The organism is Streptomyces sp. NPDC047982, from assembly GCF_043204165.1.
Lineage (GTDB): Bacteria > Actinomycetota > Actinomycetes > Streptomycetales > Streptomycetaceae > Streptomyces.
Window position 1 is genome coordinate 1 of record NZ_JBIDBS010000045.1, and the last position, 15,131, is coordinate 15,131.

Genomic DNA, 15,131 nt, shown 5'->3' on the forward strand with positions numbered 1-15,131 from the left:
CGAGTCTGCCCTGGTGGAGGACCAGGCTGCGGGCGGGGCCGGGACCGAAGAACGCGGCCACCGAGCGGGAGGCGTGCGCATACCGGTCCAGCCAGGCCCCGGACGGAGCGACCGCGTGATCGTCCACCAGCACTCTTTGCGGTGTCTCGCCCTGGAACCACTGCTCGCGCAGCATGTGTGCCAACCCGGTGGGATCGGCGCCCGCCAGCGCCAGCCCCAGGTCCTTCAACGTCATCCCGTGCCTCCGTCCGGTGCCGTCCGGTCACCGAGCCATGCGTCCAGTGGCTTGCCGCCGCATCCGTCCGGGCTCAAGCCGCCCAAGCCCAGGGAGAAGTCAAGCCCCGATCCCGCGTGGATCACTGCCCGCTGCCCGCTCGCGTTGAACACCTCGAGCCGAAGATTGAGCCCCTCGTTCGCCGCGAGGAACGAAAGGAGCCAGTCCGCGTTCGTCCGGAAACCTATGGGATCCAGAATGCTGTACACGACGCCGTCGACGCTCCTGTGCCCGTCGCCGACGGGTATGTCGCGGCCGATCATGTTGACGAGGTCCTGGAGCTGTTTCCTGTATTTCGTCTCGTCCTTGAGGGTGATGTTCTTGATCTCACGGATGGTGTTTCCGTCGAGGAGGTCGATTCTGCGCTCGGTGCTGATCGTGAAACCCGAGTCCTCGGCTTGTTTCGGGGTGACGGTCACCTGTGGTGTCGCATTCTGTGCGTAGTGATGTGCGTACCATGCCTCACCCAGGCTCCCCTGGTCCCCACTGCCGAGCGTCTTGCTCGCCGTCAGGAGTTCGGCGTGGGTCAGTTTCTCGGCCAGCTGCTGGACGTAGCCGTCCTTGGCGTTGCTCCGCACCGTCCGGTGGGTGAGGCCACCCGGTTCCTGCATGCCCCGGATGAACGTCTCCTTGTCGGGAATCAGGCCGTGGTCCTCCAGGAGTTTAATGAACGCCCCGAACTCCCGGGCAGGATCGTTGCCGCCGAGCTGGTCGAACGCCTCCTCCCTGGTGAGGCCCTCGGAGAACCGCTTCGGTTCCACCCGCGTCCCCTCCGGCAGTTCGGCGGGCGGGTCCTTGGACAGGTCCCAGCGTTTCAGCACCGACCTGTCACTGGTGACCCTGAGCTCCAGGACGCTGCCGCTGGGCGAGAGCCGGAAGTAACGTCCGTCTGTCAGAAGTGCGGCCCTGACCTCGTCCGGCAGCCTGTTGACGGCGGCGGTCAGCTCCTCCCTCGGTTCGGCGGCGACGTAGCCGCGGCCGGGGTCGGTGTTCCATTCCCTGAGGGTGTTGGCGTGCGCCTCGACCTGGGAGGCGAGGGAGGTGAGCTCGGCTTCGAGCTGGGCGCGCAGGGCCGGATCGGCGTCGGCGCAGGCGCGGGCCCGGTCGGCGATGATCCGGGGCAGCTTCTCCAGTTCGAGTCGGGCTTCCCAGGCCCGGGAGCCGACCGGGGGCGAGCCGTGGAGGCCGACCCATTCACCGAGCTGCCGCAGGATCTGCCGGACCCGGCCGGTGAGGCCGCCATAGCGCAGCATGGTCTGCGCGGTGGGGGCGTGCAGCCGGATGTCGGCGGGGGTGGCGGATGGGCCTGCGCGCATGCGGATGTTGCCGATGAGGCCGTCTTCGCCGAGGTCGTAATGGACGCGCACGGTGCGGCCGGGCAGGTCCGGGTCGATCGTGACGTCGACCCGGTCGCCCAACGCGCCGAGCGCCACGCGGAGTTCTGCCTCGATGCGACCCTGGTCCGACGGGCGTACCGGTCCGTCGGCGCTGCCCGCGCCGCCGGTGGGGTCGATGTCGGAGGTGTCCCAGGAAGTGGCGCCGTCGGGGCCGCGGCCGGGTGGTCGTTCGCCGTTCGGCGTGCCGCCGGGAGCGCCGCCGTCGGGGCCCGGTCCCGAGATGCCGGGACGGGGGGCGGACGGGGCGTCGGGGACGGTGACCTCGGTGCGAGTGGTGTCCGGGGTCCGGGGCGCGTCCGGGGCGTCGACGGTGCCGGCCGTCGAGGGCACCTGGATGCCGAGTCTGCCGAGGCCGGCGGCGATGTTCACCTGGACCCGTTGGGTCATCGCCTGCACCCGCGGGTTGGCCATCACCCCGGTGACCGCCACCGTGGTGGCCACCCCCAGCAGTGCGTCCTGCCAGGTGTACTGCTGACCGCTGATCGCGGCGTTCGCGGCGCCCAGGCCCAACTCGACGACCACTTCGGACGCCATCTCGATGCCGACCCGGACGCCGGTGCTCAACGCGGTCTTGGCGACGGAGGCGGACACCCCGCCGCCGATCGCCCCGCCGATCGCCCCGAAGACGGCGGCCTTGAGCACGCCGTCCAGCAGCGGCTGGCCGTTCAGGGCATTGCTCACCACCTGGCCGACGGCGCCCGCCGCCGCGCCCACGATGGCTCCGCCGACGATCGTCCCGATCGCGGCTGCCGCGGCGCCCGCGCCCAGTGCGGCGGCCCCGGCGGTGACGGCCCCGATGACCAGCGGCCCCAGCGCGATCGTCAGCGCGATCACGACGACGATGACGATCAGGATGGTGAGCACCGACTTCCAGCGCGGTTTCACCTTGTCGCGGGCCTTCTTCGCCTCCTCGTCGATCTTCGGGTGGATGTCCACCGTCGCCGCCTTGTCGAAGGCTTGGGCGATGGCGGCCACCTGCCCGTCCGAGCCCTTGGCGAACTGGGCGGCCAGCTCGGTGTACGCCGCGTCGAGCCCCTGGAGGGTCTGCTGGTCGGCTTCGCCGTGCCCGGTCTGCAACTGGCGGGCGTTCTGCGCGAAGCCCTGCTGCACTTGCTGCAAGCCCTGGACGGTCCGGGTGGCGGTGGTGGTGAGGGCCTGTCCGGAGGAGGCGGCCGTCTGCCGCGCAAGGCCCCCGGCTTTGGCGGCGGCGGCCGCCAGTGTCCCGGTGGTGTGCTGTGCCGCAGCCGCGAGAGACGCTTCGGCCTGAGTTGCCCGGGTCCGTAACTCCTGGGCCACGCCCGCAAGTTGCGCGTCGAAGCGGGCGCCGGTCTCCCGTAACACCTCCTCCAGTTGCTCGGGGTCCGGTACTTCGTCCTCGCCGAGAATCCGGATGAACTCGCCCAGGCCGCGGTCGAGTCCGGTCCGGGCCGTCGTCGCGCGCTCGCCGATCGCCGCGACGGCACCGACGGCACTCCGTGCGACGGCCTGCCGCTGCTGTGCGGCCTGGGCGCGGATCGCCGCGAGCCGCGCGGACCGGAGCCGCACCAGGCTCGACTCCGCCGCGCCGAGGGCCTTGTCGATGGCCGCCAGCGCGGCCGTCCTCGCCTCGGCGGCGCCTCGCACCGACTGGTCGTGTGCCCCCTTGAGCGCCGTCCCGCTCTGGTCCAGCACGGTGGTAAGGGTCCGGCGTACGTCGTCGGCGATCTGGCGGACGGACTGCTCGGACTGCGGCTTGCCGGCCATCAGATCGCCGACGGGTTCATCGGCCGCCTTGGGCAGCTCGGCCTTGTAGGCGTCACCGACGGCCTTGGCCGCGTTCGCCTGCGCCTTGCACCGGTTGTCGGTGAGCGGGCCGTCCCACCAGTTGTCGTCGCGGTGGATCATCTTGGCGCGGTACTGCTCGGCCCGCTTGGCGGCCTCGCCGACCGCCCGGCCGCCCGCGGCGCCGGCGGCGTCCCTGATGCGCTGTTCGGTACGGGTGTACAGCTCGCCCAGCGCGGTGAGCTGCCCGTTCTGCTTGGTGGTGACGGCCTGGTCGGCGGCTCTGGCGCCGGACTCCATGCCGGTACGCGCCCCGGCGGCAGCCGTTCCCATCGCCCCGACCGCCGCCGCGTACCCGGACTCCACCTGGGCCCGGGCCGCCCGCGCCCGCGCGCGGACAGCGGAACGGGCGCTGCTCACCGCCGCCCGCACCGCCGCCGCACCGGAGGTCTCGGCGGAGCCGATCCGTCCCAGCGCCGCTGCCTTCGCGTTGTTCACCTGCTGGGTCAGCTGAGGCACGAGGGAAGCGAGTTGCATGGACTGGGCGCGGCGGCCGGCCGTGAACGCGGCCAGCCTCTCCTTCGCCACGGCCCGGTCCTCGGCGAGGCCCTGCCTGACGCCCCGGACCTCGTCCTGGTGCTGCTCCGGCGACTGGCCCCACAACGGCGGCAGCAGACGCTCCACGTCCAGCTCCACGAAGCGGACCGACGAGCCGTCGCCTCGTCGGTCCGCCCCCGGGGCCGCCTGCTCCGTGCCGGGTCCGTCCGGTGGACCGGCGGCGGATCGGCCGCCGGGCTCCGCGCCGTCGGCCTCCGGCCGCGTCCGGTCCTGGTCCCGGACATCGTCCTCGCCTCTCTCCGGGCCGGGGTCGCGGTCTTGACGTCGCTCCTTGAGCAGGGGCGCGGCCGGTCGCCCGCCGGTACGAGCCGCCCGCAGCTCCCCCTGGCGTGCGTCCGCGGTGGCGCGGGCAGCGGCGGCTGCGCCATCGGGCACGCGCTCGGGCAGCGGGGCGAGGGCGGTGGGACCGGCGGTGCGGTCCGGCCGCCCGGGGCCTTCCTCCCGCTTCGCCGGTCTGATGGACGGTGGCCCGGGAGGAACGGGAGGGGACCCGGGAGGCCGTGGTGGCTGACCGTCGCTCGCGCCGGGCCCGGCGTCCTCCACGGCGACGCCTGGCGGGCCGATGCGTTCGTGCGGGTGTGGCCCGTACGGCACCGGGCCCGGGGCCACCACCTCCGGTGCGCCCAGCGGGGCCGCTACGTCGGCCTGGGCCGACGGTCCGCCGCCCGGACCCGCCTGCCGGCTGTTCGCCGCCACGGCGGACCGCCGTTGAGCGGAGAGCATCCGCGACACGGCGGCGTTGCCCGCACCGCGCTGCAACCGCTGTACGGCGCGTGTGCTCAGCGGGCCACTGCCACGTCCCGGGAACTGCCGGGCGTCGGGGGCTTCTTGTCGGTCGGACCTGGGACGAGGAGGTTCGGTCTCGCCACGCTCGGGTGCGCGTTCGTGGGCGTGCACGGCCGGTCGTCCTATCGGCGGGAGTCAGGAGCCGTTCCGGTCGAGGGTGCGACAGCGGATGCGTGCGCGTGAGGGCCGATGGGGCAGCATCCCGGGCACGCTCGCCCTCCCGAACGGCCCCGCCCGAGCGATCGCGCAGCCCGCGCAGCCCGCGGAGATTGCGCAGCGCGCGCAGAGCGCGGAATCGAGGAGCGCGGCCGGCGGTGCGGGGCGCGAGGAGCAGCAGGGGGAGACGCCGCGGTCCGCACGTGGGCGTGCCGGCCGCGTCGCTTCCGGCTGACCGGCCGCTCCAGGCAAACGGGCGTCCGCCGAGAGGCCGACGTCCACCGCGGTGCACTGCGCCTGACCGACGAGGTGCACGGCGAACTGCGCGAACACATCTCACGCGCCTGCCGGATCCCGCACTGGGCGGCCTCCGCCGCGTGCGGGCGCGTCGGTTGTCGATGGTCGGGGGACTGGCAGGCGTCGGGGTACGTGGGCGGGGCGGCGTACGCCGACGGGGTGTCGGGGTACGCCGCCCCGGAGTGGGACGGGCTGTTGGTCGAGGCCCGTGAGCTGCCGCCCTACTTCGGGTCGCGGTTGAACAACGATGTGGACCAGACGTAGCCGAGTACGGCCAGCCCGAGGCACCAGGCGACGGCCAGCCACCCGTTGTGGCCGATCTCGGTGCCGAGCAGCAGCCCGCGCAGGGTCTCGATGGCCGGGGTGAACGGCTGGTACTCGGCGATCGGCCGGAACCAGTTCGGCATCGCGTCGACGGGGACGAAGGCGCTGGAGAGGAGCGGCAGGATCATCAGAGGCAGGGCGTTGTTGCTGGCCGCTTCGGCGTTCGGGCTGGACAGGCCCATTCCGACCGCGATCCAGGTGAGGGCCAGGGAGACGAGCGCCAGCAGACCGATCGCCAGGATCCACTCCGAGGCGGTGGCGTTCGTGGCCCGAAACCCGATGGCCACGGCGACGGCCCCGACGAGCGCCACGCTCATCACGCACTGCATGACGCTGCCGATGACGTGCCCGATGAGGACCGACCCGCGGTGGATCGCCATCGTACGGAAGCGGGCGATGATGCCTTCGGTCATGTCCGTGGCGACGGACACCGCGCTGCCGATCGTGGTGCCGCCGATGGTCAGCATCAGGATGCCCGGGACGAGATACGCGAGGTATGCGGAGCGGTCGCCGCCGCCGTCCCCGATACCGGCGCTCATCACGTCGCCGAAGACGTAGACGAAGAGCAGCAGCAGCATGACCGGTGTGAGCAGCAGATTCAGCGTCATCGACGGGTAGCGCCGCGCGTGCAGCAGGTTGCGGCGCAGCATCGTGGACGAGTCGCGTACGGCGAGGGTGAGGGAGCTCATCGGACGTCCTCCTGGGGCTGGTTGGGCTGGTCGGGCCGGTTGGGCCGGTTGGGCTGGTCGGGCCGGCCGGGCCGGTTGGGCTGGTCGGGCCGGCTCGGCACGGTGGAGCCGGTCAGGGCGAAGAACACGTCGTCGAGGTCGGGGGTGTGCACGGTCAGCTCGTCCGCCTCGATGCCGGCGGAGTCCAGCCAGTCGAGGATGGAGCGCAGCTCGCGCTGGCTGCCGTCGCTGGGGATCTGGAGCGCCAGCGCCTCGTCGTCCCGGGTGGCGTCGCGCAGGGCGATGGCGGCGCTCCGGTACGTGGACGGGTCGGAGAAGCGGAGCCGGACGTGTCCGCCGGGGGCGAGGCGCTTGAGTTCGTCGGCGGTGCCCTCGGCAGCGATCCTGCCGTTGTTCAGCACCGCGATGCGGTCGGCGAGTTCGTCGGCCTCCTCCAGGTACTGGGTGGTGAGGAGGACGGTGACGCCGTCCGTGACCAGCTCGCGGATGATCTGCCACATGCGGTGGCGGCTGCGAGGGTCGAGGCCGGTGGTGGGCTCGTCGAGGAAGATGATGCGCGGGTTGCCGACGAGGGTCATGGCGATGTCGAGGCGGCGCCTCATGCCGCCGGAGTAGCTCTGGGCCGGCTTCTTCGCGGCGTCGACGAGGTCGAACCGCTCCAGCAGCCCGGCGGCGACGCGCCGCCCCTCACGCTTGGACAGGTGGTGGAGGTCCGCCATGAGAAGCATGTTCTCCTCGCCGGTGATCAGCCCGTCGACGGCGGAGAACTGCCCGGTGACGCCGATCGCGGAGCGCACCTCGTCCGGGGAGGTGGCGAGGTCGTGGCCCGCGACCCGGGCCTGCCCGCCGTCGGCGGTGAGGAGCGTGGACAGGATCTTCACGGCGGTGGTCTTGCCGGCGCCGTTCGGGCCGAGCAGCGCGAACACGGATCCGGCCGGGATGTGCAGATCGATGCCGTGGAGGACGGTCTTGTCGCCGTACGACTTGCGCAGACCGACAGCGCAGATGGCGGCCGGCGACGGCTGACCGTCGCGCCTGGGCGTGGGCATGGACATGACAGAAGACGCCATGAGGCTCTCCATTCGAAGGCTGAAGCGGGCAGGGGACGGGGCCGGTTGACGATGCGGCGCTCAGGTCTTGGCGCGGCGGATGTCGATGTTGCCGTGCCGGGTGCGGGCGCGGACCTCGACGGTGTCCTCGGTCCTCTCCGGGGTCTCGGACGTGGTGAGCGTGTTGCGTACCTGTCCCGAGCCCGAGCTGACGTCGAGCCAGGCGGCGGTGCCTTCGCGGACGCCGACCTCGATGGAGCCGTACGAGGTCTCCAACTGGACGGTTCCGCAGGCCACTTCGCCCACGCGCAGGGTGCCGTGGGCGGTGGTGGCGGCGACCGAGTCCTCGGCGCGCCGGATCTCGATGTCGCCGTTGGCGCCGCTCACCCGCAGCTTCCCGGTCGCGGCGCCGACGGTCGTGGTGCCGTGCGAGTTCTTCAGGACGGCGGGGCCGTCGACGAGGCCGACGCGCAGGCTGCCGGAGCTGGTGGTGATCTCGGCCATGCCCTCGACCCGGTCCACCGTGATCGAGCCGTGGGCCGCGGCCAGCTTCAGCGGTCCGGTCGCATCGAGGCGGACGTCGCCGGACGAGGTCTTCACACGGACCTCGCCGAGCCGGCCCTCGCCGAGCACCTGGGCCCAGGCGCCGGTCATGTCGATGTGCGAGCCCGTGGGCAGTTCGACCGTCACGTCGACGGTGCCGGTGCGGCCGAACAGATGGGGCTTGGGCGTCCTGACGGTCAGTACGCCGCTCGCGTACGTGACCTCGGTCTGGTCGGCCGTCCGCACGTCCTGGTCCTTCTTCGGGTCGCGGGGTCGTACCTCGACGACGGTGTCGAGGCGGTCGCCCGCGGTGAACTGGATGGAACCGGCCTCCACGTGCGCCGTGGCCGAGATCGGTTCGGGAGTGTCGAAAGAAGGCATGGTTGTCCCGTCCTCTTGGGTCTTCAGGACGTCCCCGCTGGTGGGACGTGGTGTCGGTGAAGTGGTGCGGGTGAAGTGATGCAGGCGGGGCGCGGTCAGCGCACCCAGCCCGTGAAGCTCTGTCCGATGGTCCGGGTCTTCTCCGTCGTACGCGCCCGGGCGCCGCCGTCGACCGCGGCCGACACGGCGCGCACCAGCCACGCGTTGACCGACAGGCCCTCGCGGGTCGCGGCCTCCTCGGCGCGGGCCTTGAGGTGGGCCGGCAGGCGCAGGTTGACGCGGGCGGTGCCGCCCTCGTCGTCGGCCGCGGCCGGGGCTCCGAGCGGTTCGACGGACGCGGCCGGCTCCGCGGGGGCACCGCCGTCGGCGGGCGGCGGTGTCACCACGAAGTCGGGGTCGAGGCCGCGCAGCCGCACGTCGACCGAGCCGGGGGCGAGTTCGCGGGTGATCTCGTCCATCGCGGCGGAGAGCACGTGGAGCATGGTCAGTCGGGTCGCCGACTCCAGGGGAGCGGTGAGCCGCTCGGCCAGCTCGCGGGCTTCGTCGCCGCCGGCCTCGGCGGCCACCGCGAGTTCGCGGCGGAGGGTGTCGACATACGGGGTGAGGTCCATGGCGCCATGATGGCATCACAATGGCACCATGCGCAAGGGTGCATGGCGCCTCGACGGGGGCGACTCAAGGGTGGTCGCCCTGACCTGCGGAAACATTGGGGTGGCGGTCTGGGGCATGGCGCCGCCGCGTCTGCGCATGTGCTTCGGGGGGCGCGGAATGGCCCCGGGTGGCGCCATGTTGACACCATCTGGCGCCGGATCGTGTCAGATGACGCCATGTGGCGCCCCTCGGTGCCATGTGATGCCACCTGATGCCGCAAGAAGGTGACCTGCCCCCGCCCCGCGGTCCGCCGCCGGGCCGAGCCCACCCGTGTCGGCACGTCGGGCCCCGCCCCGCCCAGCCCGGGGCTGTGCGAGGTCGTGGCCAAACGCGCCGGCCCCGGACCCGCCCCGGACGAAGGCGCTCCCTGGGAGCATCGACCGTGGCCTGGTCGTGGTCGACACCGTCGACCGACGTGAGTGCCCCGTGGGCCGCACCCTCGTGACATCCGGCCTCGTGGTCCGGGAATTCGTCGAGCAACCCCACCGCACGACACGCGACTGCACGACGTTCGGCCCGTTCCAGTTCGACCGCCACCCATACGATGACGCCTTGCGGGCCCGGAGCGCGGCGATGGACTCCGACATCGACGAGACACGCCGATGAGTGCCAACGGCCGCGCGGCCCGCGGGGGCTGAAGGACGGGGAAGCGGTTCATGGAAAGGTTCGAGACGGAGAGCCTGGCGCTCATGCCTGGCCAGAAGATCCAGGCCAGGGTCCTGAGCCATCACCCATGGGGTGTGATCGTTGAGATCGTCGGTCACGAGAACGCCGGGCTGTCGGCCTCTATCGACATGATCCAGCACTACTCCCGGAGCGTGAGCAGCCATGACGAACTACTCGCGCTCTTTCCACCCATCGGCTCGCAGATCGATGCGGTGATCGAGCGGATCCAGCGCTGGCATCCGCCGGTATCGGTGCGGCTCAGCATCCGGCCTGCCGACCTGGAGTCACTGACCTCACGCTGCGACTTCTGTGGAGAACGGCTCACGTTGAGCCCAGGTGGAGACGCTCTCGTCCTGGACTCGCGGAGCAACGACGGTCCAGGAAGCCACACCATCGTCTCCCATCGGCACTGCCTGGCCGAGCGAATTCGCCCAGACAACGCCGGAGAGCGGGCCCGCGCATGGGAGATCGGGAAGATGTGCTGAGGGCCCCAAGGCGCGTGCCTACTGAGGTCGAACTCGTGATGCCGTGACCGGCCTGATGGTCAGCCGGTCTGAGCGACGACACGACATCACGAGTGGCGGCCCCGCAGACTCGAGCGCATCATGAGCCACCTGATCGCCAACGCCCACGCCGCGGGAAACCACCGTCGAGGTCGCCGTCGCGGGCGCGACGATCAGCGGCGGGGAGCACCACGGAGCCCTTCCCCTGAGGGGAAGGGCTCCGTGAAAGAGCGCTGGGCAGGCCTTGCACCTGCATCTCCCCGCAGGAAGCGGGGTGTCTTTCCTTGGACCACCAACGCATGGTCAGTCGCCGTGAGTTGCGGCGCGCTGCCAAGATCAACTATAGCGCATGCGTGCGGTCCTGCGGACCGGGCCGACGCAGCGGTCACCGCTGGGATTCCGGCCCGGCCGCGCCGAGCCGACCGCGGCGGACTTCGTCGCCCAGTCCGTACGCCGGCGCCGGCCGGCAGCGTGGCCTCGGAGCAGCCGCTCGGCCGCATTCCCGATGGCCGATGGCCGCCCCGAGCGGCAGCCGGTCGAGCCCCGCGAACGCGCGGGTGTCCGCCCGGGGCACGCGTCCGCCATGCGCGGCCGCTTCCTCGACAAAGGGCAGGCCGCTGCGCACGTCTCCCCGGTCCGCGTCGGCGGCCCGCAGATTTTTGAGCAGGCCGGCCCGCTTGCGACGGGCAAACCCGGCCGGAATTCACGTTGTTGATGAGTACGGTGCTGTACATGCAAACGAACGCGGCGGGACCGGGACAGCGAGGGCACGTACTCCTCATCGCGGGCGACACCGCCATACGACGGCGCGCCGTGCAGGTCGAGCCCAGCGCCAACCTCGCGGCCCTGTCGATGGTGCCCGTACCCGTGCTGCTCGCGGGCAACGCGCCCGCCGACACCACGTACCTCGACGGCGTCAAGGACCAGCAGGCCCTGCTGATGAAGCTGCGCACCGCCGCGGCCACCCCGGGCCCGCTGCTCGTCTACCTCTCCGGCCGCCTCACCCTCGCCCGCCGGGACCACCAGCTCTACCTCGCGCTGACGCACACCACGGCGTCCACCATCCGCTACACCGCGCTGCCCTGGGAGTGGCTGGGGACCGAGCTGCGCCACCGCCCCGCAGGACTGACGACCGTGCTGGTCGACCTCGCCGCCGACAAGCACGCATGGCCACACCTGCAGGAGCCCGGCGCGCTCGCCACGCCCCCGGCCACGGAGGTGTACGGGGTGATCGCCCCTCCCGGCTACGCCGGCAGCAACGGCGTGAGCACCTACACGCGGGGCTTCGTCGAGCAGTTGCGTCTCACCCCCGACCGGCCCACGAACGCCCGGCTGCACGCGCTGACCGTGGGCTCCGTGGCGCTCCCGCCCGGGGCTCTGGTCCTCCCGCACATCCCGGAGATCAGCGCCCCGCAGACCACGCCCCAGCATCCGAGGCCGGACATCCGGCCGCCACTCGCGGACGGCCGGCCGCAGAGGGAGCCGGGTGAGGTGATGCCCGGCATCGACCGGCGCCCGGCTCCGCCCGAGCCCGACTCCCCGTCGCTGTTCCGGACTTCCCCGCCGCAACCTGCTGCGCCCGGCCCGGTCCCGGCACCACAGTCGCCCGTGTCCCAGCAGGCCCAGCCTCCCGCCCCGGTCCGGCCGGCCGCGCAGACGCCGCCGACACCCCGGTCCGCGTACGACGACGTGGACCACCACCGGCAGTGCGCGGAACCCGCCGCCGCCCCGGTACGGGCCCCGCACCCGGGTTCCGTGACGGCCCCGACTCCCGCGCCACGACGGCCCGTTCCGGCGATCCAACAGGGGGTCGCGCAGCTCCGGGCCGCCGCACCCGATCCCGGGACCGACCCGCTTCCGTACATCCACGCGCTGGCCGAGCAGCACCGGTACCCCGAGGCGATGCAGCTGACCCAGTTGTGGGAGCAGCATGCCCTGACCACCTACGGTGTCATCTCCGCCCAGGCCGCCCAGTGGACCGAGATCCGCGCGGATCTCGCGAAGATGCAAGGCGATTGGGTGCTGGCGACCCACTTGTGGATCGCGGCGGGCCGGACCCGCCTGGCCCACCAGTCGCCCGATGCCCCGCAGGTCGTCGCCGCAGTGAAGAGCGCCCACTACTGCTGGACGCAGATCAGCGACCCGCGGCAGGCCCGCGAGTGCGGCCCCGAGCTGATCGGCCTCCTGCGCACCCTGCCGACGCTCGACCGCCGACACCTGTTGATGGCCCGGCAGCGCCTGGAGTTCCTGCACAACAGCTGACGCGCCGACCGGACAGAGGCGGCTGCCGTCGATCTGGACCGAAGCTGTATCGGTCAGCAGCACCCGCGGACGAGCCGCCACCCGCAGGCCCGCCAGGGGATCGGGCGCCGGCCGGAGGCGGTCCGGCCGGCGGGCAGCGGCCCGGACGTCTCGTGGAACCGCCGCGGCGTTCACCGCATCCGGGGCACCTGCGGCCCGTACCGTACGTACGACACGCACGGCACATGCGGCCTTATCGCGCCATTTCCTTTCTCTCTGTGAGACATCCGCCTGTTCCGGCCGCCCGGAGATCCGTGCTGATCACGTGCGGCTCCTCGCGCCCGCGCTGCCTTCCACCACCCGGCGTGCGGCGGCGTGTCCTTTTCGGGCGCTCTTCCGCCGCCCCGGGTGCCTGGCGACGATCAAGGAAGCGGGGGTGAGAACCGTCCCCCGCTTCCGATGAGGGGGATGCATGACAACGCACACGAAATCACCGACGGTTTCGCGTACGAGAAGCACGCTGCTGCTGGGAGTTTTGGCGGCGGCGTCCCTGGCGATCGGCGGCCTGACGGCCGTACCCGCCTGCGCACAGGGCCCCGACGGCCCGGCGCGGACGAACGTCAGCACCAGCACCAGCACCAGCACCGGCACCGGTGCAGGCGCGAGGCTCGCGTCGACCGAGCACGCGACCGGCGTGGACACCCCGGCCGAGGCCCGGAAGGTGGAGCAGTTCCACGCGAAGGCCCGGCTGCCGAAGGCCACCGCCGCCGACCAGGCCAGATGGCTGCCGAGGCCCGATACGGCCGCATCGGCGCACACCCGGGCCCAGGCGCCCACGGGCGCGCCCGGCTCCATCCCGCCCGCCGCACCGGCCGCGTCGGCGCGGCAGTGGGCGAAGGGCCTGCCGAAGGCCGTGGTGAAGGGGGTGGAGAAGGAGTTCGGCAGGGAGCTGGCGGACGGCCTCCCGCTGATCCGCACCGTGGGCAAGATCGAGTACACCAACCCCCGCGACCCCGGCAAGACGTACCAGTGCTCGGGCGCCTCCATCAACAGCCCGTCGAAGATGATGGTGGCGACCGCGGGCCACTGCGTCGCCATCGGGGGCAGCGGCCACGGCGGCGGTGACCCGTCGGACCGGGTGTGGATGGAGAACTGGGTCTTCATGCCCGCCTACAACACCGGCGGCCAGGAGGCCCCCTACGGAAAGTTCACCGCCAAGTACTTCCGCGCCTTCGACTACTGGCTCGACGGCGGGGGCCGCCCCTACGACTTCGCGCTGGTCACCGTGAACCTCAACGAGCGGGGTCAGCGGGTCGTCGACGCGGTCGGCGGCAACGGCCTGTCCTGGAACTACACGTTCCACGAGGACCTCCTCATGGTGGGCTACCCGCTGAACCACGGCGCCGGCTACACCCAGGACCAGTTCGCCGGCCGCACGACGACCTCCACCGTCAACTCGGCCATGATCATGATGGAGGCGGCCGGATTCAACGAAGGGGGCAGCGGGGGGCCGTGGTTGCGGATGTACGACCCCGTGACCGGTCTCGGGAAGATCAACGGGGTGACCAGTTACATCCACAACGGCACCAGCAACAACAACGACAGTCCGCACTTCGACGGCGGTATGAAGTGGCTGTGGGACGAGCAGGGGTCCCGCACATAGGTCACGAGGCTGATGAAGGGGGTGCCCGCGTACGGGTCGCCGTACGCCGGGTGCCCCCGATGCGCTCCCGGGTCCAGCCGAAGCCGACACGCCTGGGAACGCGGGGAGCGCGTCCTCGTCCTCACCGCCCACCACCAGCACGACCTGCGCGGCCCCGCCGCCACCCGGCTCGGCGACTCCCACCGGCGCACCGGCTTCGCCCGCACCGACCGCGCAACGCCTGCCCGGACACTGGCCTGGTCCGCTGTCGTATGGGCGGGCCCGCGCCCTGCCGGACGCACACGGCCGTCGGCGGGGTGCCGGGTGTCGGGCACTGGGTGGGACCCGCACGAATACCGTCACCCCGGACTCACACATCTTGGCGAGGCCGGGGGCCGGCCCGCCGATGCTCAAAAAGGTTCTCCAGCGCACCGAACCTCCCCCGGGCATTGCGCATCTTCAGGTGCGTAGGCGCCCACTGACCTCGCGCCGATTCGTATTCGAGGGGACCCGAAACTTCATGAAGAGCAAGCTGACCGCCGCGGCCCTTGCGGCCGTCGTCGTCGCCGGCACTGCCGCCACCGCCCTCCCGGCCTCGGCCGCCCCCGCCAAGGCCGAGCCGACCCGCTGCCACACCGCCGACCTGAAGGCCGGCTTCGCCATGGGGGATGACGCGAAGCCGGAGATGGACCAGAGCGAGAAGCAGACCCAGGCGTACATCTGGTTCACCAACCAGAGCAAGCGCACCTGCACCCTGTCCGGCTTCGCCGGTGTCGACATGATCGGCGCTCAGACGACCGACGGCACCTGGTCGCTGGCGCGCTCCTCCAAGAAGCCCGAAAAGATGATCCTGAAGCAGGGGGACACGGTGGACTTCAGCATCAACCTGCTCCCGGTGGCCAGGTCCACGCCGCAGAAGGAGAAGTTCGTTCCGGCGAAGTTCCTGGTCACCCCGCCGAACGAGACGGAGTACTTCACCCTGACGTGGCCGTTCGGCGGCCAGATCCTCAAGCAGGACGGCGCCACCCACCCGGCCACCTACCTCAACCCGGTCGGTCTTTGACGTGCTCCCTGGCCTAAAGTCCAGGGATTCCGGCCTGGGTCGTCTGACCCTTTCGGGGGCTTCCTGCTTCACCGCGCTGTGCGGGCACGT

Annotated in this window: 11 protein-coding genes; 5 read left to right on the plus strand and 6 right to left on the minus strand. The window is 71.9% G+C overall.

From position 1 onward, the window contains the following. Both ACGF2V_RS30565 and ACGF2V_RS30570 read right to left on the minus strand, forming a co-directional pair. Window positions 1-235, minus strand: a 235-nt coding sequence (locus tag ACGF2V_RS30565; RefSeq protein WP_362711106.1) for a hypothetical protein, incomplete at its 3' end; no start/stop codon positions are given. Beyond that, complete coding sequence (locus ACGF2V_RS30570) at window positions 232-4,425, minus strand: hypothetical protein (protein ID WP_362711108.1); 4,194 nt, start codon at window positions 4,423-4,425, stop codon at window positions 232-234. The genes ACGF2V_RS30565 and ACGF2V_RS30570, both read right to left, overlap by 4 nt. 876 nt (window positions 4,426-5,301) lie before the next feature. Here ACGF2V_RS30570 and ACGF2V_RS30575 point away from each other — a divergent pair. Further along, entirely contained in the window at window positions 5,302-5,553 is a 252-nt protein-coding gene (locus ACGF2V_RS30575) for a hypothetical protein (protein WP_362711110.1), read from the plus strand. On the opposite strand, the gene ACGF2V_RS30580 is transcribed toward ACGF2V_RS30575, so the two are convergent. The 4 genes from ACGF2V_RS30580 to ACGF2V_RS30595 all read right to left on the minus strand — a co-directional run bounded on the left by ACGF2V_RS30580 (window position 5,511) and on the right by ACGF2V_RS30595 (window position 8,886). Continuing rightward, a complete protein-coding gene (locus tag ACGF2V_RS30580) occupies window positions 5,511-6,302 on the minus strand; it encodes an ABC transporter permease (RefSeq protein WP_362630127.1) in 792 nt (263 codons plus the stop codon). The two genes, ACGF2V_RS30575 and ACGF2V_RS30580, sit on opposite strands and share 43 nt — an antisense overlap. Next, window positions 6,299-7,372: an ATP-binding cassette domain-containing protein gene (locus ACGF2V_RS30585; RefSeq protein WP_362711112.1), complete on the minus strand. Its 1,074-nt coding sequence runs from the start codon at window positions 7,370-7,372 to the stop codon at window positions 6,299-6,301. Before ACGF2V_RS30585 ends, ACGF2V_RS30580 begins: the two co-directional genes overlap by 4 nt. Window positions 7,373-7,432: 60 nt before the next feature. After that, on the minus strand, window positions 7,433-8,275 hold the full coding sequence (locus tag ACGF2V_RS30590) for a DUF4097 family beta strand repeat-containing protein (protein WP_362630121.1): 843 nt from the start codon (window positions 8,273-8,275) through the stop codon (window positions 7,433-7,435). A gap of 95 nt (window positions 8,276-8,370) precedes the next feature. Beyond that, entirely contained in the window at window positions 8,371-8,886 is a 516-nt protein-coding gene (locus ACGF2V_RS30595; RefSeq protein WP_362630118.1) for a toxin-antitoxin system HicB family antitoxin, read from the minus strand. Between the two features lie 696 nt (window positions 8,887-9,582). Here ACGF2V_RS30595 and ACGF2V_RS30600 point away from each other — a divergent pair. From ACGF2V_RS30600 to ACGF2V_RS30615, 4 genes are all read left to right on the plus strand, one after another. After that, a complete protein-coding gene (locus ACGF2V_RS30600; RefSeq protein ID WP_362711114.1) occupies window positions 9,583-10,077 on the plus strand; it encodes a hypothetical protein in 495 nt (164 codons plus the stop codon). A 750-nt stretch (window positions 10,078-10,827) separates the two neighbouring features. After that, the gene (locus ACGF2V_RS30605; protein ID WP_362711116.1) at window positions 10,828-12,357 is read left to right on the plus strand and encodes a hypothetical protein; all 1,530 of its coding nucleotides are present in this window, start codon (window positions 10,828-10,830) and stop codon (window positions 12,355-12,357) included. Between the two features lie 451 nt (window positions 12,358-12,808). Continuing rightward, the gene (locus ACGF2V_RS30610) at window positions 12,809-13,999 is read left to right on the plus strand and encodes a trypsin-like serine protease (RefSeq protein WP_362630107.1); all 1,191 of its coding nucleotides are present in this window, start codon (window positions 12,809-12,811) and stop codon (window positions 13,997-13,999) included. 499 nt (window positions 14,000-14,498) lie between these two features. After that, window positions 14,499-15,041: a DUF4232 domain-containing protein gene (locus ACGF2V_RS30615; RefSeq protein ID WP_362630104.1), complete on the plus strand. Its 543-nt coding sequence runs from the start codon at window positions 14,499-14,501 to the stop codon at window positions 15,039-15,041. Window positions 15,042-15,131: the final 90 nt, after the last annotated feature.